17 protein-coding genes are annotated in these 15,816 nt (G+C 43.8%); 16 read left to right on the forward strand and 1 reads right to left on the reverse strand.

Annotation, left to right across the window (positions count from 1 at the left end):
• Positions 1-2: 2 nt before the first annotated feature.
• From pknB to spoVM, 5 genes are all read left to right on the forward strand, one after another.
• A complete protein-coding gene (gene pknB / locus AA0Y26_RS04280) occupies positions 3-1,970 on the forward strand; it encodes a Stk1 family PASTA domain-containing Ser/Thr kinase (protein ID WP_413365422.1) in 1,968 nt (655 codons plus the stop codon).
• A 191-nt stretch (positions 1,971-2,161) separates the two neighbouring features.
• On the forward strand, positions 2,162-3,043 hold the full coding sequence (gene rsgA / locus AA0Y26_RS04285; protein ID WP_413365424.1) for a ribosome small subunit-dependent GTPase A: 882 nt from the start codon (positions 2,162-2,164) through the stop codon (positions 3,041-3,043).
• A gap of 2 nt (positions 3,044-3,045) precedes the next feature.
• Positions 3,046-3,711 carry a ribulose-phosphate 3-epimerase gene (gene rpe, locus AA0Y26_RS04290; protein ID WP_413368039.1) on the forward strand — a complete coding sequence of 222 codons (666 nt, stop codon included), beginning with the start codon at positions 3,046-3,048 and terminating at the stop codon, positions 3,709-3,711.
• Complete coding sequence (locus AA0Y26_RS04295; protein WP_413365426.1) at positions 3,708-4,340, forward strand: thiamine diphosphokinase; 633 nt, start codon at positions 3,708-3,710, stop codon at positions 4,338-4,340. Before rpe ends, AA0Y26_RS04295 begins: the two co-directional genes overlap by 4 nt.
• A gap of 12 nt (positions 4,341-4,352) precedes the next feature.
• The gene (spoVM, locus tag AA0Y26_RS04300) at positions 4,353-4,439 is read left to right on the forward strand and encodes a stage V sporulation protein SpoVM (RefSeq protein ID WP_407655990.1); all 87 of its coding nucleotides are present in this window, start codon (positions 4,353-4,355) and stop codon (positions 4,437-4,439) included.
• Positions 4,440-4,528: 89 nt separating this feature from the next.
• Here spoVM and rpmB read toward each other — a convergent pair whose 3' ends face one another.
• Entirely contained in the window at positions 4,529-4,717 is a 189-nt protein-coding gene (rpmB, locus tag AA0Y26_RS04305) for a 50S ribosomal protein L28 (protein WP_036151179.1), read from the reverse strand.
• A gap of 272 nt (positions 4,718-4,989) precedes the next feature.
• Here rpmB and AA0Y26_RS04310 point away from each other — a divergent pair, with 272 nt between their 5' ends.
• The 11 genes from AA0Y26_RS04310 (at position 4,990) to rnc (ending at position 15,815) form a co-directional block, all read left to right on the forward strand.
• Positions 4,990-5,352 carry an Asp23/Gls24 family envelope stress response protein gene (locus AA0Y26_RS04310; protein WP_413365428.1) on the forward strand — a complete coding sequence of 121 codons (363 nt, stop codon included), beginning with the start codon at positions 4,990-4,992 and terminating at the stop codon, positions 5,350-5,352.
• 18 nt (positions 5,353-5,370) lie between these two features.
• On the forward strand, positions 5,371-7,020 hold the full coding sequence (locus AA0Y26_RS04315) for a DAK2 domain-containing protein (RefSeq protein ID WP_413365430.1): 1,650 nt from the start codon (positions 5,371-5,373) through the stop codon (positions 7,018-7,020).
• A 252-nt stretch (positions 7,021-7,272) separates the two neighbouring features.
• Positions 7,273-7,935: an L-serine ammonia-lyase, iron-sulfur-dependent subunit beta gene (gene sdaAB / locus AA0Y26_RS04320; protein ID WP_413365432.1), complete on the forward strand. Its 663-nt coding sequence runs from the start codon at positions 7,273-7,275 to the stop codon at positions 7,933-7,935.
• Between the two features lie 12 nt (positions 7,936-7,947).
• A complete protein-coding gene (sdaAA, locus tag AA0Y26_RS04325; RefSeq protein WP_413365433.1) occupies positions 7,948-8,856 on the forward strand; it encodes an L-serine ammonia-lyase, iron-sulfur-dependent, subunit alpha in 909 nt (302 codons plus the stop codon).
• A gap of 309 nt (positions 8,857-9,165) precedes the next feature.
• Positions 9,166-11,205: an ATP-dependent DNA helicase RecG gene (gene recG / locus AA0Y26_RS04330; RefSeq protein ID WP_413365434.1), complete on the forward strand. Its 2,040-nt coding sequence runs from the start codon at positions 9,166-9,168 to the stop codon at positions 11,203-11,205.
• A gap of 132 nt (positions 11,206-11,337) precedes the next feature.
• Complete coding sequence (fapR, locus tag AA0Y26_RS04335; RefSeq protein ID WP_413365436.1) at positions 11,338-11,913, forward strand: transcription factor FapR; 576 nt, start codon at positions 11,338-11,340, stop codon at positions 11,911-11,913.
• Positions 11,910-12,893 carry a phosphate acyltransferase PlsX gene (gene plsX, locus AA0Y26_RS04340; RefSeq protein ID WP_413365438.1) on the forward strand — a complete coding sequence of 328 codons (984 nt, stop codon included), beginning with the start codon at positions 11,910-11,912 and terminating at the stop codon, positions 12,891-12,893. Before fapR ends, plsX begins: the two co-directional genes overlap by 4 nt.
• A 26-nt stretch (positions 12,894-12,919) precedes the next feature.
• Positions 12,920-13,873, forward strand: a complete 954-nt coding sequence (gene fabD / locus AA0Y26_RS04345) for an ACP S-malonyltransferase (protein WP_413365440.1) — start codon at positions 12,920-12,922, stop codon at positions 13,871-13,873.
• On the forward strand, positions 13,864-14,607 hold the full coding sequence (gene fabG, locus AA0Y26_RS04350; protein ID WP_413365441.1) for a 3-oxoacyl-[acyl-carrier-protein] reductase: 744 nt from the start codon (positions 13,864-13,866) through the stop codon (positions 14,605-14,607). The genes fabD and fabG overlap by 10 nt, the downstream gene beginning before the upstream one ends.
• Positions 14,608-14,637: 30 nt before the next feature.
• The gene (gene acpP / locus AA0Y26_RS04355) at positions 14,638-14,874 is read left to right on the forward strand and encodes an acyl carrier protein (protein WP_413365443.1); all 237 of its coding nucleotides are present in this window, start codon (positions 14,638-14,640) and stop codon (positions 14,872-14,874) included.
• A 179-nt stretch (positions 14,875-15,053) separates the two neighbouring features.
• Positions 15,054-15,815, forward strand: a complete 762-nt coding sequence (rnc, locus tag AA0Y26_RS04360) for a ribonuclease III (RefSeq protein ID WP_413365445.1) — start codon at positions 15,054-15,056, stop codon at positions 15,813-15,815.
• Position 15,816 lies beyond the last annotated feature (1 nt).

Consider the following 15,816-nt stretch of genomic DNA (forward strand, 5'->3'; position numbering starts at 1 on the left):
GCATGCTGATTGGAAAACGGGTAGGTGAACGTTATGAAATTTTATCGCTGATTGGCGGCGGTGGGATGAGTCATGTTTACTTAGCACACGATATTATTTTGAGCCGTGATGTGGCAATTAAAATTTTGCGGTATGATTTTTCAAATGAGGAAGAATTGCATCGACGTTTTCAGCGAGAGGCATTATCTGCTACAAGCCTAACACATCCCAACATTGTGAGTGTCTATGATGCCGGTGAAGACGGAGATATGCACTATATTGTAATGGAATATGTTAAAGGGAAGACATTGAAGCAATACATACAGGAGTTTTCCCCATTGTCCCCTGCGAAAAGTGTACACATTATGAAGCAATTGACATCGGCGATTGCACATGCGCATGAAAATGGGATTATCCATCGTGATATCAAGCCCCAAAATATTTTGATGGACGCAGAAGGGAATGTAAAAATTACAGATTTTGGTATAGCGACAACTTTGAATGCAACGAGCTATACGCAGACGAACTCTGTAATGGGAACAGTTCACTATCTTTCTCCAGAACAGGCTCGTGGAGGAGGCGCAACAGAAAAGTCAGATATTTATTCATTAGGAATCGTACTTTACGAGCTGTTAACAGGGGAACTGCCTTTTTCAGGTGAATCTGCCGTTTCGATCGCCTTAAAGCATTTACAGTCTGAAACGCCCTCTGTAAGAGCTTTTGATGCATCTATTCCACAGGCGCTTGAAAATGTAGTGTTAAAAGCGACTGCAAAGGATGCAAATCATCGCTATACCAGCATGAATGAGATGGAAGAAGATTTGCAAACATGCCTGTCAGCAGCGCGGGTGAATGAGCCGAAGTTTGCGTTGCCTATTGATGATGAGGCAACAAAGGCTATTCCAATTATTAGAGAAAAGTTACCTGTCGATGACCTATTAAAGACAAAACCGATTGATAAGGTAAAGCCTATTGAAAGAGAGCAGCCCAAACCACCAAAACAGCCAGTAAAGGAGAAAAAGAAAAGAAAGAAATGGCCGATTCTCCTAGGGGCTGTAGTGACCCTGGCTATCTTGGCACTCGTGCTGATTTTTGCATTGACGCCATCTAAGGTAGAAATTCCGGATGTTGCTAATTTATCGGTAGAAGAAGCTACAGCCGATTTGGAAAAGGCAGGCTTTACAGTTGGTGAACCGATTGAACGCAACTCAGAGGAAGTTGAAAAAGATAAGGTAATTGGTACAACTCCAAAATCGGGGCTTTCAAGAGTAAAGGGGACTGAGGTACAGTTAATTGTCAGCCTTGGCGAAGAAATGGTCGAAATGGATGATTATGTAGGAGAGCAGGTTAGTCAAGCATTGTCTTTACTTGAAAAAGCCGGGTTCCAAGACGTTGAAACTATAGAGGTCAATTCTGACGCACAAGCAGGTGAGGTTCTTAATCAAGAACCTGCAGCAGGAGAAGAAGTAGTGGCAGAGGATACAGTTGTCACATTGCAGGTGAGCAAGGGAAAAAAGGTGCTGACCGTTGATAATCTAAAGGGTTATACCGAGGCGGAAGTGAATGATTATGCACGAAATATAGGCTTGAATATTAAAAAGGGGAATCCGGTTAATTCGGATACAATTCCCAAAGGAAGCGTTGTTTCACAAAATCCTTCAGCCGGCTCGCAAATAACAGAAGGAACGACAATTACTGTTGTCCTTTCGAAGGGCCCAGCAGAAAAAAGAACAAAATTATATAACAAAATCATTCCAATTAAGTATGAGGAGAAGCTAGATGAAAACGGTGAGCCAATTCCGCAGACCGTCCAAATTTATATCCAGGATAAGACTCATACAATGGCGGAGCCTATTGAGGAATTTGTTATTACAGAAGATAGAACATATCCTATTCAGCTGGAAATTGTAGAAGGAGAAAAAGCGGCATACCGAATCATCCTGGATTCAGTCACGTTTGCCCAAGAAACTATTTCCTTTGATGATTTTTAATGTTGTTCAATAGAAGTCCTTCGATTTATTGATGCGAATGAGTAAGGATTTAGATTATTGTCAGCGAGCATTTACTGCTCGTCTAAAAAGCAGTGAAAGCCTTTGGTGAATGTCACGGATACAGCTTTGTGTCTGCACAAAGCTGTATCCGACTATGATGATGCCGAGGCAGAATTGATGGGAGGGTTTACATGGCGCAAGGCCAAATTAGAAAAGCATTAAGCGGATATTATTATGTTGAGCAGGATGGAGAACTGATTCAGTGTAGAGGCCGTGGGGTATTCCGCAACCGTGGTGAAGCTCCGCTTGTCGGTGACGTCGTTGATTTTACGAAAGATGGTGAATCGGATGGCTATGTAATGAAAATCCATCCACGTAAAAATGAGCTTGTACGACCGCCGATTGCAAATATTGATCAAGCGATTCTTGTCTTTTCAGTAAAGGAGCCGGAGTTCAATACAATCCTGCTAGATCGCTTTTTAGTCGTTTTAGAGTCATTTCATATTGAGCCGATCATTTGTTTGACAAAGATGGACTTATTGGCAGACAGTGAGCACGCTGGGCTGGAAGCTTATATTGAAGATTACAAGGCAATCGGCTATGAAGTTATTACGACCTATAAAGAAGATGTTTCCTTGCTTGATCGCCTTCAGCCAGTTTTGGAAGGAAAAACAACAGTCCTGGCAGGGCAATCAGGTGTCGGAAAGTCAACACTTTTGAATACACTCCTGCCAAACTTAAATTTAAAAACTGGCATTATTTCGCAAAGTCTCGGGCGCGGAAAGCATACAACACGTCACGTTGAGTTAATTGAAGTATGTGGAGGTCTGCTGGCTGACACACCAGGATTCAGTTCATTTGATTTCGATACGATTGAAAAAGAAGAATTAACAGCGTGTTTTCCAGAATTTCAGCGCATCGCAGAAGGGTGTAAATTCCGTGGCTGCCTACATATAAAGGAGCCGAAATGTGCAGTAAAGGCAGCGCTTGAAACGGGTGAGATAAAAGCATACCGCTATGAGCATTATGAACAGTTTTTGCAAGAAATACTTGATCGAAAGCCGAGGTATTAATGATGATAAAAATTGCACCATCTATTCTAGCTGCAGACTTTGCCAAATTAGGTGAAGAAGTGAAGGAAGTGGAAGCAGCAGGAGCAGAATTAATTCATATTGATGTAATGGACGGACATTTCGTACCGAACATTTCCTTTGGAGCAATTGCTTTAGAGGCGATCCGTCCTTTATCGACTTTACCAATGGATGTCCATTTAATGATTGAAAACCCAGATCAGTATATCGAGCAGTTCGCCAAGGCAGGCGCGGATTATATAACGGTACATGTAGAGGCTTGCCGCCATTTGCATCGTACGATTCAGCTGATCCGTTCATTCGGCGTAAAACCAGGTGTCGTTTTAAACCCGCATACCCCAATCGAATCGATTCTTCATATTTTAGAGGATGTAGATATGGTATTGTTCATGACAGTAAACCCAGGTTTTGGAGGCCAGAAGTTTATCTCTTCTGTACTGCCTAAAATCGAGGCATTATCTAGCATCATCAAAGAGCGAGGATTGGAGATAGATATTGAGATTGATGGCGGTATTACAGCAGAAACAATTGTCCCTTGTGTAAAAGCCGGTGCCAATATTTTTGTGGCAGGATCTGCCATTTATAGTAAGGAAGACCGGGCGGCAGCATTGCAGGAAATCAAGCAAGCCGGCCTAGCTGCTATTCAATGATCGTAGCCATTTGTTCAGGCGGCCCCATTCGTGAGGCCGTCTTTCATTTAAAAGCAGACCGGTGGATTGGGGTGGACCGCGGGGCCTATCATTTAATTGAAGAGGGTATTATACCGGATGCAATCGTGGGTGATTTTGATTCGGTCACGGAAGAAGAGTATGCACGTATTTCCGAAACCGTAATACATGTTGAAATGTTCCAGGCTGAAAAGGATGAAACGGATACTGATCTGGCACTTGAGCGGGCACTTGAGTTCCACCCGCACACCGTCTTGTTAACAGGCGTTACGGGAGGGCGGCTTGACCACCATGAAGCAGCGCTGCGCTCCTTATACCGTTTCCAGCTTGCATATCCGAATATTCAGTTTAAAATTATTAACAAGCAAAATGAACTGCAGTTTTTGCTGCCGGGGCACCATCAACTTAAAAATACGAAGCACCAATACCTTTCCTTTTTTGCCTATGGGGAGGCAATTCAGGGAGTTACGCTTCGGGGAGTCAAATACGAAACGACGAAGGAAATGATTGAGCAGGGGACATCCCGTTTTACAAGTAATGAAATCATACAAGATGATGCGTATATCGCGTTCACCTCTGGCATATGTTTAATGGTAAGAAGCATGGACTAAGGGGGAGCGATAGTGAAAGTATACACTTTTCAAATTCCAAAATTTTTAAGCAGTATGACAAGAGCTTGCATCAAGGTTTTTCGCCGGGAGAAAAAATAAAAGGGAGTGGGTAACCGTTATGGCTACTCACTCCCTTGTTTTTTGATAAAAAAGAGCATCAACAGTAAATGCTGATGCCCAGTACGCGATTAAACGCGCTCAACTTTACCTGATTTTAATGCACGAGCAGAAACCCATACACGTTTTGGCTTACCGTCAACTAGGATACGAACTTTTTGTAAGTTAGCGCCCCAAGTACGTTTAGAAGCGTTCATAGCGTGAGAACGGTTGTTGCCTGTACGAGCTTTACGGCCAGTGATAACACATTTCTTTGGCATGTAAATTCCCTCCTAACAGATGAATCTGAAAGCTTGTTTTTCAGTTCGATATTTCACATACCATAATAATTTAACATAGACTCTACATGCTTGCAAGACATTTCGCACATACTTTCAAGAAAAAAACCTTTACACCTTGTAAAGCATTGTCAATTATAAGGGGTGCAATCGCTTTTCATTGTAACCGCTAGACTTCAATGAACGTTTTCTTTTATAATCAATCTTTGTGTAGTACAATATAGACAGTCAAAAAGAGCCAAGGAGGCATATGTATGTCAGTAGAATTAAAAAATGAATTCGGCCAAATTGATATTTCCAATGACGTCATTGCACAAATTGCAGGCGGCGCTGCAATCGAATGCTACGGAATTGTAGGTATGGCAAGTAAACACCAAATTCGTGATGGCTTGACAGATATTTTACGGAAAGAAAACTTTGCAAAGGGCGTATTGATCCGCCAGGATGGCGAAGATTTGCATATTGATATGTACATCATTGTAAGCTATGGAACGAAAATTTCTGAAATCGCATACCAAGTACAATCAAAAGTAAAATATACAGTGAACAAAACATTAGGCATGAGCGTAAAATCAGTGAACATCTTTGTTCAAGGCGTGCGCGTAATGAATGTGTAAGAGGAGGATTCAAGGCGAATGAAGTCATTAGACGGAATTAAATTTGCAGAAATGGTACAGATGGGTGCACATCACCTCTACCAAAATGCAAGTTATGTAGATTCGTTAAATGTATTCCCAGTACCAGACGGTGATACAGGGACGAATATGAATTTATCGATGACGTCAGGTGCAAAGGAAACGGAAGCGAACACAAGTGAGCATATCGGGAAGACAGCACAGGCGTTATCAAAAGGATTATTAATGGGTGCGCGCGGCAACTCAGGCGTTATTTTATCGCAATTATTCCGCGGCTTTGGAAAAGCGATTGAAAAAGATGCGGCAATCGATGCGAAAGGGCTGGCTGCAGCTTTCCAAGGCGGTGTGGATACTGCGTATAAAGCGGTGATGAAGCCGGTAGAAGGAACGATTTTAACAGTGGCACGCGAAGCAGCGGCTAAAGGTGTCGAAGCTGCAGAGACTACAGATGATTTAATTGAATTGATGGAGGCATTCGTGGAAGAGGCGAAAGCATCTTTAAATCGTACTCCTGAACTATTACCTGTATTAAAAGAAGTCGGCGTAGTTGACAGTGGTGGACAAGGACTGCTGTTTGTGTACGAAGGTTTTCTTGCGTCTTTAAAAGGTGAGGAGCTTCCTGAACGAAATGATGCATCCTTGGATGATTTAATCAGTGCAGAGCACCATCGTGTTCAAGATTTTATGAATACAGAAGATATCGAATTCGGCTACTGTACAGAAATTATGGTACGTTTTGAAGATGAAAAAGAGCCTTTTAATGAAGATCAGTTCCGCAATGAGCTAAATCCATTTGGTGACTCGCTGCTAGTTATTTCTGATGATGAAATTGCGAAAGTACATATTCACACAGAAACGCCTGGTGCAGTTTTATCGGCAGGGCAAAAGTATGGAAGCTTAATTAAAATTAAAGTAGATAATATGCGCGAGCAGCACTCGGCTATCGTAGGTGATTCTTCAGCTCCTGCAGCTCCGCCAGCGAAAAAAGAACAGCACCCTTATGCAGTTGTCACGATTGCAATGGGGGAAGGGATTGCCAATCTGCTTCGTTCGATCGGTGCCTCTTATGTCATTGAGGGCGGTCAAACAATGAACCCATCGACGGAGGATATTGTAAAAGCTGTGAAGGAAATCGGCGCAGAGCGTGTACTGATCCTGCCAAATAATAAAAATATTGTGATGGCGGCAGAACAAGCGGTGGAGCTTCTTGATATTGAAGCGGCTGTTGTAGCAACAAAGACAATTCCTCAAGGGATGGCAGCTATCTTGGCGTTCAATCCTGAGCTGAGTATCGAAGAAAATAAAGAAAATATGACAGAAGGCTTTGCCCATGTAAAAACAGGCCAGGTGACATATGCAGTACGTGATACATCGATTGACGGTGTGGAAATCCGTAAAGATGACTATATGGCACTAGCAGAGGGCAAAATCGTTTTATCAACACCACAATTGATGGATGCTGCAAAAGAAGTAATCGGCGGCATAGCTGATGAAGACAGCGAAATTATTACCATCATTTATGGGGAAGATGCAACGGAAGAACAAGCGAACGAATTAGCTAGCTTCATCGAGGAGAACTTCGCGGATGCAGAAGTAGAAATCGTTGAAGGAAAACAATCGTTATATCCATTTATCCTATCAGTTGAATAATGCATAAAAGGATCAGGGGCTGCCCCGTAAGTATATGCTTATGGGGAGCCTCTTTCGTTTTAATTAAAATTTGTTTTGATTCGTATCAATCCCGTGTATAATCGGGAAGAAAAGCCTCTTAAAAGAGGAGATTTCAGCTTGGATACATTATTTTTCATATGAAAAGTTGAAAGATTTGTATGTGATAGGCTTGCTTGATAAACTAAAGGTAAGAAAAAAATTGTGAGAAAATTGAAGTGGGAAGGTGACTTGATGAAATTTACATCTGTATTTGATATCATCGGTCCAGTAATGATCGGTCCGTCAAGCTCGCATACAGCAGGGGCAGCACGGATTGGCAGAGTGGCGCGTGATTTATTCGGCCGGCAGCCGAAGCAGGTGAAAATCCATTTATATGGCTCGTTTGCTGAAACGTATCGAGGTCATGGAACGGACGTAGCGATTGTTGGGGGTCTCTTAAACTATGATACGTATGATGAGCGCATTAAAACGGCGTTTGAAGATGCAGCAGCAGCTGAGATGGAGTTTGAATTTATTCCTGAAGAGGCACATAAAGAACATCCAAATACAGCCCGCATTGTCATGAGTGATGATGACGGAGAGATGAGTGTAGAAGGCATCTCCATTGGGGGCGGAAAAATTGAAATCAGTGAAGTAAACGGCTTTAAGCTGCGCTTGACTGGAGGTATGCCGGCTATTCTGGTAGTGCATAATGATCGCACAGGCTGTATTGCCAATGTAGCGAACTGCCTGGCTATGCATAACGTAAATATTGGCCATATGGAAGTATCCCGTATCGAACGAGGACATACTGCGTTAATGGTAATCGAAGTGGACCAAAATATAGAAGAACGAGTTCTGGACCAGATTTCATATATTCCGCATATTACAAAAGTCTCGAAGATTAATAATTAGGAGGACCGCAAAGTGGACGTGTTATTTCAAAATGTAAGAGAATTGGTTGCCTTAGCGGAAAAAGAGAATAAAAGTATTTCAGAGCTTATGATCGAACAAGAAATGCTGATTAGTGGACGCAGTAGAGAAATGATCATGGAGCAGATGGACCGTAACTTAACGGTAATGGAAGAGGCAGTTGAACGCGGACTTAAGGGAGTTCAGTCTGTTACAGGCTTGACAGGTGGAGATGCTGTACTTATTCAAAACTATATTGCAAGCGGAAAATCATTATCAGGTGAGCTGCTGCTTGATGCAGTAAGTAAAGCGGTAGCGACAAATGAAGTGAATGCAGCCATGGGAACAATCTGTGCTACGCCTACAGCCGGCTCAGCTGGCGTTGTGCCGGGTACACTGTTTGCTGTTAAAAATAAGCTGAATCCGACTCGTGAACAAATGATTCGTTATTTATTTACATCCGGCGCATTTGGTTTTATCGTAGCGAATAATGCATCCATTTCTGGTGCAGCTGGTGGATGTCAGGCAGAGGTAGGGTCTGCAGCAGCGATGGCGGCAGCGGCTATTGTTGAAATGGCTGGGGGTACACCGCAGCAGAGTGCAGAGGGCTTTGCTATTACATTGAAAAATATGCTTGGGCTTGTATGTGATCCAGTTGCAGGACTTGTGGAAGTACCATGTGTTAAACGGAATGCCATGGGGGCAGCGAATGCTCTTGTAGCAGCAGATATGGCGCTTGCCGGTGTGACAAGCCGTATTCCATGCGACGAAGTAATTGGAGCAATGTACCGGATCGGGCAGGCAATGAGTCCGAATTTAAAAGAAACAGCAAGAGGCGGCCTGGCTGCAACACCGACAGGAAAGGCGATCAGTAAAGCAATTTTTGATAACGGTGGATTACAGAGCATCAAATCACTGCAATAAGGAAGACAGAAACACACGATGAGCTAAATCGTGTGTTTTTTTTTGCCTTCTTGCTGGTGCACGGAGACCTATAAGTCAGCAGCTGATGAAAAGATATCTTTAGAGGATAACAAGAAAAATAAATGATACAATTGAATTGTAGAAAACAGAACGTATGTTGTGCAACAGTGCATAAATAGAAAAAATGCGAGAGCAAAATGCAATCGTAATGGAAGGAGGAAGGCTCTTCCTGGAGAGTTTGAGCGAAGCTTTGTTTCTACTAGCAGACAAAGTTTTTGCTGGGCGAATTTTGGAGGAGCTGTCGGGCAAGTGAACACTACCGAACCAGTATCGAATATGAAGGGTGTCGGCAAGGAAACGGCAGAGCAGTTGGCATCCCTCGGCATCGAGACAGTCGAGGATTTGATTTGGACGTTTCCATACCGGCACGAAGATTTTACATTAAAAAATTTAGCAGAAACACCCCATAATGAAAAAGTAACAATTGAGGCAAGGGTAGAGAGTATCCCTTCTGTTACTTATATGGGGAAAAAATCCCGTTTAACTGTCACTGTGCTGGCAGGGCGGCATTTAGTGAAGGTCGTCATGTTCAATCAGCATTATTTAAAGCAAAAGTTGATACCGGGCGCTATTGTTACGGTTTCAGGGAAATGGGACCGCGGACGCCAGGTAATTGTCGGCTCGTCGATTAAATTTGGCCCAAAGCAGGATCAGGGCGACTTTGAACCAGTCTATAGTCTGCGTAATACAATTCATCAAAATCGTTTCCGTAAAATGATGCGGCAGGCTCTTGATGAAGCAGGAGACAATATTCCTGAAACGCTCCCGCCCTCTATGTGTGAGCAGTATAAACTGCTGCCGCTGCAAGAGGCGCTTGAAGGGGTTCACTTTCCGAAGGATACAGACCATGTAAAGCAAGCAAGAAGGCGTTTTGTGTTCGAGGAGCTGCTGGCATTCCAGCTGCGTATTCAAGCTCTTCGTAAAGCAAGACAAGACCAGGAAAAAGGACTGTCGATTCATTACGATCTTGAAAAACTGCGCGCTTTCATTAACACATTACCCTATGAGCTGACAGGCGCTCAAAAAAGGGTGGTCAATGAAATTTGTAAGGATTTGAAATCTCATCACCGGATGAACCGTTTGCTTCAGGGGGATGTTGGTTCGGGGAAGACCGTAGTGGCGGCAATCGGATTATATGCAGCGGTCACGGCAGGATTTCAGGGAGCATTAATGGCACCGACGGAAATTTTGGCAGAGCAGCACGCTGAAAACCTATACGCTTGGTTCGAGCCGATCGGTGTCCGGGTTGCACTGTTATCCGGTTCTACAAAAGCAAAGGCAAGACGGGAAATACTTGAACGTCTGGCAAACCGTGAAATTGATATTTTAATCGGAACACATGCGCTCATTCAGCCGGATGTTGAATTTAAGCAACTCGGCTTTGTCATCACGGATGAACAGCACCGCTTCGGAGTTGAGCAGCGCCGTATATTACGTGATAAGGGACAAAATCCGGATGTACTTTTCATGACAGCGACACCAATACCCCGTACATTAGCGATTACGGCATTCGGAGAAATGGATGTATCGATTATCGATGAACTTCCGGCAGGGCGGAAGCAAATTGAAACGCACTGGATGAAACATGAACAGCTTGGTGCTGTATTGACGAAAATGGAAACTGAACTGGCGGCAGGGCGTCAGGCATATGTTATTTGTCCATTGATTGAAGAATCCGATAAAATTGATGTGCAGAATGCAGTTGAAGTATTTGAACAGCTCACTACCTATTTCCATGGACGCTTCACTGTAGGACTTATGCACGGACGTTTGCACTCGGATGAAAAGGATGCCGTCATGCGTGCGTTCAGCGAGGGAAATATCCAGGTGCTTGTGTCGACAACAGTCGTAGAAGTTGGGGTGAACGTTCCGAATGCAACGTTTATGACGATCTATGATGCAGAACGTTTTGGCCTGGCACAGCTTCATCAGCTTCGAGGTCGCGTCGGGCGTGGAGAACACCAGTCGTATTGTGTATTGTTGGCTGACCCGAAAACAGATGAAGGAAAAGAACGGATGATATCGATGACAGAAACAAATGATGGATTCCGTTTAGCAGAAAAGGATTTAGAACTTAGAGGGCCAGGGGATTTCTTTGGCAAGAAGCAGAGTGGTCTTCCAGAGTTTAAAATGGCTGATCTCGTGCATGATTATCGTGCACTCGAGGTAGCGCGTCAGGATGCGGTACGGCTTATTGAAAGTGAAGTATTCTGGTCATCTGATGAATATGAACCGCTGCGAAATATGCTCGCAAAGTCAGGTGCTTTAGAGGGTGAGCGTATTGATTAATGGAAAAGTGAAAGAATGAAAACGAATGGAGCAGAGCGCAATGACAAAAAAAGTTGTTGCGTTCTTTTTAGTAGTTATGTATATTGGTATTAGTACCAAGTGCTAATACTTAATAAGAAGGTGACGAGTGATATGAAGCGTACAAAAAAAGAACGTCAGCAATTGCTTATAGAAACGATTGCAGATAACCCATTCGTCACTGATGAACAATTAGCGCAGCAGTTTGGCGTTAGTGTCCAGACAATCAGGCTTGATCGAATGGAACTGTCTATCCCTGAACTGCGGGAACGTATAAAAGATGTAGCGTCAAAAAACTATGAAAATGAAGTTAAATCACTTCCGATTGACGAAGTGATTGGTGAAATTATAGATATCGAACTGGATAAACGCGCGCTATCCATCTTTGATGTTGGAGAAGAGCACGTATTCCAGCGTAATGGTATTGCCCGCGGACACCATTTATTTGCGCAGGCAAACTCTCTTGCAGTAGCAGTAATTGATGATGAACTGGCATTGACGGTAAAATCCAGCGTTGCATTCGTAAAACCTGTAAAGGCTGGAGACCGTGTTGTGACAAAGGCAGTTGTTCGTACACAACAGACGGAAAAAAATCGTACAATTATAGATGTTACTTCGACAGTAAATAATGACATAGTATTTACAGGAGAGTTTGAAATGTACCGCACGAAAGGTGGAAACGAGACATGAAACTAGCAGTAGATGGCATGGGCGGAGACAACGCCCCTCAAGCAATCGTAGAAGGTGTCATGCAGGCATTAGAAGAGTTTAATGATGTAGAGATTTTATTATATGGCCGTGAGGATGCAATGAAGCCTTATGTAAAGGCCCACCCGCGTCTAACGGTGATCCATTGTGAGGAAGTAGTAGAAGGGGATGACGACCCGGCTCGTGCTGTACGTCGTAAAAAAGATTCTTCTATGGCCCGTATGCTGGAGGCAGTGGCGGAAGGAACGGCAGATGCCTGCCTTTCAGCCGGAAATACTGGCGCCCTTATGGCAGGAGGCCTCTTTAAAGTAGGACGAATCGAAGGCGTGCAGCGTCCTGCATTGGCAACTACACTTCCGACACTTGACGGCAAAGGTTTCTTAATGCTGGACCTTGGTGCGAATGCGGATGCAAAGCCAGAGAATTTAGTGCAGTATGCTATTATGGGAAATATTTATGCGAAAAAGGTGCGGGGCTATTCAGCACCTCGTGTCGGTCTCTTGAATATCGGCACGGAGGACAAAAAGGGAAATGAGCTGACGAAGGCGACTTTTGACTTGTTGAAAGATGCTGACATGCACTTTGAAGGAAATGTAGAAGCACGTGAGCTGTTAAATAGTGTGGCGGATGTCGTAGTGACGGATGGCTTTACGGGTAATATGGTTCTGAAAACGATCGAAGGTACAGCGGGAGCATTATTTTCTATGCTGAAGGATGCCTTGACCTCTTCTACAAAAGCAAAGCTCGGTGCCGCGCTTGTAAAAGGTGATTTGAAAGTATTAAAGGAAAAAATGGATTATACAGAATATGGTGGCGCCGCGTTGTTCGGCTTAAAAGCACCAGTAATTAAGGCACATGGTTCATCAAATGCGAAGGCTGTGCGCAGTGCTATAAAGCAGGCGCGCACGATGGTCGAGCATGATGTGTGCACAACGATTCAAGAGACGATTACAGCAGAGTAATTGTCAGTCACAAAGGGGAGCTAAAGATGACAAAAATTGCTTTTATTTTTCCGGGACAAGGGTCGCAGCAAGTAGGAATGGGTTCGGAACTTGTCAAAGTAAATGAAAATAGCAGAACGTTTTATGAGACAGCGGATGCTGCTTTAGGCTTTTCATTATCTAAATTGATGCTGGAAGGACCACAGGAGGAGCTGACATTGACTTATAATGCGCAGCCGGCACTTTTGACAACAGGTGTCATGATTGCACGTCAATTGATGGAAGAAGGCATCAGACCGGATTATACAGCAGGTCATTCATTAGGGGAGTACAGTGCATTCGTCACATCAGAAGTAGTGACATTCGAGGATGCAGTGCAGATTGTTCATAAACGTGGTTTATATATGGACGAGGCAGTACCGGCGGGTGAGGGGGCCATGGCAGCAGTGCTGGGCATGGAATCTACCGAGTTAGCACAAGTTTGCGAGGAAGTGAGCGCATCAGGGGTGGTAGCGCAGCTTGCAAACCTAAATTGCCCGGGACAAATCGTCATTTCGGGGACGAAGGAAGGCGTTGAAAAAGCCGGAGCTTTAGCAAAAGAACGTGGAGCAAAGCGTGTAATTCCTTTAACAGTAAGTGGACCTTTCCACAGCTCATTGATGGAACCTGCTGCTGAAAAGCTGGCAGCGACAATAGAAGAAATAGAAATGAAGAAACCTGCCATTCCTGTTATCAGCAATGTAACATCTGTGTTGCTTGAAGAGGTGGCAGATATTAAGAAGGAAATGGTGGATCAAGTATCGAGTCCTGTCCAGTGGGAGCAAAATGTACGCACATTGCTTGAACAGGGCGTGGATATCTTTATTGAATGTGGTCCGGGCAAGGTGTTGTCTGGGCTTGTGAAGAAAATCGATCGCGGAGCGACTGTTTATAGTGTGCATGATGAAGTGACACTGGCGCAGGTCGTCGAGGCGTCTAAGGAGTGGACACAATGTGTTTAACAGGTAAAACGGCCGTTGTAACGGGCGGTTCTCGCGGGATCGGTCGTGCGATTTGCATTGAGCTGGCAAAGCAGGGGGCAAATGTTGTGGTCAACTTCAGCGGAAGTGAAGCAAAAGCAGAGGAAGTTGTGAAAGAAATCGAGGCGCTGGGACCAAAAGCTATAGCAGTACAGGCGAATGTAGCGGACAGCACTTCTGTAGATAGTCTAATGAAGCAGGCATTGGAAACATTCGGTTCTATCGACATACTAGTCAACAATGCGGGAATTACACGCGACAACTTATTAATGCGTATGAAGGAACAGGAATGGGATGATGTGATTGATACGAATCTCAAGGGAGTGTTCCTTTGTACAAAAGCAGTAACGCGTCCGATGATGAAGCAGCGTGCAGGCCGTATTATTAATATCTCTTCGATCGTAGGAGTAGCGGGGAACCCAGGGCAGGCGAATTACGTCGCTGCTAAGGCAGGGGTAATTGGCTTGACGAAGACGACAGCCCAGGAGTTGGCGAGCCGCAATATTTTAGTGAACGCTATTGCGCCAGGTTTTATTACGACTGAAATGACGGATGCTCTGCCGGAAGAAATCAAGGAAACGATGTTGAAGCAAATTCCATTGGCGAAGCTTGGGCAGCCGGAGGATATTGCAAAGGCGGTTATATTCCTTGCTTCTGACAGCGCAAATTATATTACAGGGCAGACGCTGCATATTGATGGTGGCCTAGTTATGTAATTGATATATATTTGAGGGGAGGTGACCGATTTGGCTACAGTATTAGAGCGTGTTTCAAAAGTAATCGTAGACCGTCTAGGTGTTGACGAGAGCGAAGTGAAAGTAGAAGCTTCTTTCCGTGAAGATCTAGGTGCGGATTCATTAGATGTTGTTGAGCTTGTTATGGAGCTTGAAGATGAATTCGACATGGAAATTTCAGATGAAGATGCTGAAAAAATTGCAACAGTTGGTGATGCCATCAACTACATTGAAAGCAAAATCAGCTAATGATACAGAGGTACATAAACGCGGGTATTCGTGTTCATGTACCTCTTTTTCATAGCGATATTTATACAATAGAGGAAAAACCTTTGTAAAACGTGACTTTTTATGAGAATCTCTTTGCGTTAACTGGTACAACGATGTAAACTAAACGTTAGAAACTGAGTAAGGAAGGCAGATTGTCCATGACGATAAGAAAAAAAGGAAATAATCAGAAAACTGGCGTATTCCCAGAAAAGGTTCGGGAACTTTTCGAACAATTGCAAAGCGATTTGAACGTTTCGTTCAATAACAAAAATTTGCTATATCAAGCATTTACCCATTCATCCTATGTGAATGAACATCGTCGAAAGCTATTTACGGACAACGAGCGGCTAGAGTTTCTAGGAGATGCTGTTTTAGAGCTATCTGTGTCAAAATTTCTATTTGAAAAATACCCACAAATGAGTGAGGGTGAGCTGACAAAATTACGTGCATCAATTGTCTGCGAGCCGTCTTTAGTTATTTTTGCGAATGAATTGGAATTTGGCCGATATGTATTACTTGGAAAAGGTGAGGAATTAACGGGTGGCCGTGAGCGTCCTGCGCTTTTAGCAGACGTATTTGAGTCATTTGTTGGTGCACTTTATCTGGACCAAGGATTAGAGCGGGTAGTAGCATTCCTGGAAAAAGTCGTGTTCCCGAAAGTAGAACTCGGTGCTTTTTCGCATGTGATGGATTTCAAGAGTCAGTTGCAGGAAATGGTGCAGCAATCAAATAACGGCGTCCTGCATTATGAAATCGTTGATGAAAAAGGACCGGCTCATAACCGTACCTTCGTGTCTCGTGTTCTGTTGAATGAACAGGAGCTTGGGTTAGGACGAGGTAAATCGAAGAAAGAGGCTGAACAGCAAGCGGCGCAAAGTGCGATGCAGAAGCTAAAGCAGCAGGCACAAGAGGGGGAGTAAT

Origin of the sequence: Lysinibacillus canaveralius, assembly GCF_047301505.1 — a bacterium.
Taxonomy (GTDB): Bacteria; Bacillota; Bacilli; order Bacillales_A; family Planococcaceae; genus Lysinibacillus_B.

What these genes read in the sequence shown, in the direction of transcription:
- fabD (WP_413365440.1), top strand. Translation starts at nt 12,920, where the DNA reads ATGACAAAAATTGCTTTTATTTTTCCGGGACAAGGGTCGCAGCAAGTA.
- sdaAB (WP_413365432.1), top strand. Translation starts at nt 7,273, where the DNA reads ATGAAATTTACATCTGTATTTGATATCATCGGTCCAGTAATGATCGGT.
- fapR (WP_413365436.1), top strand. Translation starts at nt 11,338, where the DNA reads ATGAAGCGTACAAAAAAAGAACGTCAGCAATTGCTTATAGAAACGATT.
- plsX (WP_413365438.1), top strand. Translation starts at nt 11,910, where the DNA reads ATGAAACTAGCAGTAGATGGCATGGGCGGAGACAACGCCCCTCAAGCA.
- rsgA (WP_413365424.1), top strand. Translation starts at nt 2,162, where the DNA reads ATGGCGCAAGGCCAAATTAGAAAAGCATTAAGCGGATATTATTATGTT.
- fabG (WP_413365441.1), top strand. Translation starts at nt 13,864, where the DNA reads ATGTGTTTAACAGGTAAAACGGCCGTTGTAACGGGCGGTTCTCGCGGG.
- pknB (WP_413365422.1), top strand. Translation starts at nt 3, where the DNA reads ATGCTGATTGGAAAACGGGTAGGTGAACGTTATGAAATTTTATCGCTG.
- rpe (WP_413368039.1), top strand. Translation starts at nt 3,046, where the DNA reads ATGATAAAAATTGCACCATCTATTCTAGCTGCAGACTTTGCCAAATTA.
- AA0Y26_RS04310 (WP_413365428.1), top strand. Translation starts at nt 4,990, where the DNA reads ATGTCAGTAGAATTAAAAAATGAATTCGGCCAAATTGATATTTCCAAT.
- AA0Y26_RS04315 (WP_413365430.1), top strand. Translation starts at nt 5,371, where the DNA reads ATGAAGTCATTAGACGGAATTAAATTTGCAGAAATGGTACAGATGGGT.
- rpmB (WP_036151179.1), bottom strand. Translation starts at nt 4,717, where the DNA reads ATGCCAAAGAAATGTGTTATCACTGGCCGTAAAGCTCGTACAGGCAAC.
- AA0Y26_RS04295 (WP_413365426.1), top strand. Translation starts at nt 3,708, where the DNA reads ATGATCGTAGCCATTTGTTCAGGCGGCCCCATTCGTGAGGCCGTCTTT.
- rnc (WP_413365445.1), top strand. Translation starts at nt 15,054, where the DNA reads ATGACGATAAGAAAAAAAGGAAATAATCAGAAAACTGGCGTATTCCCA.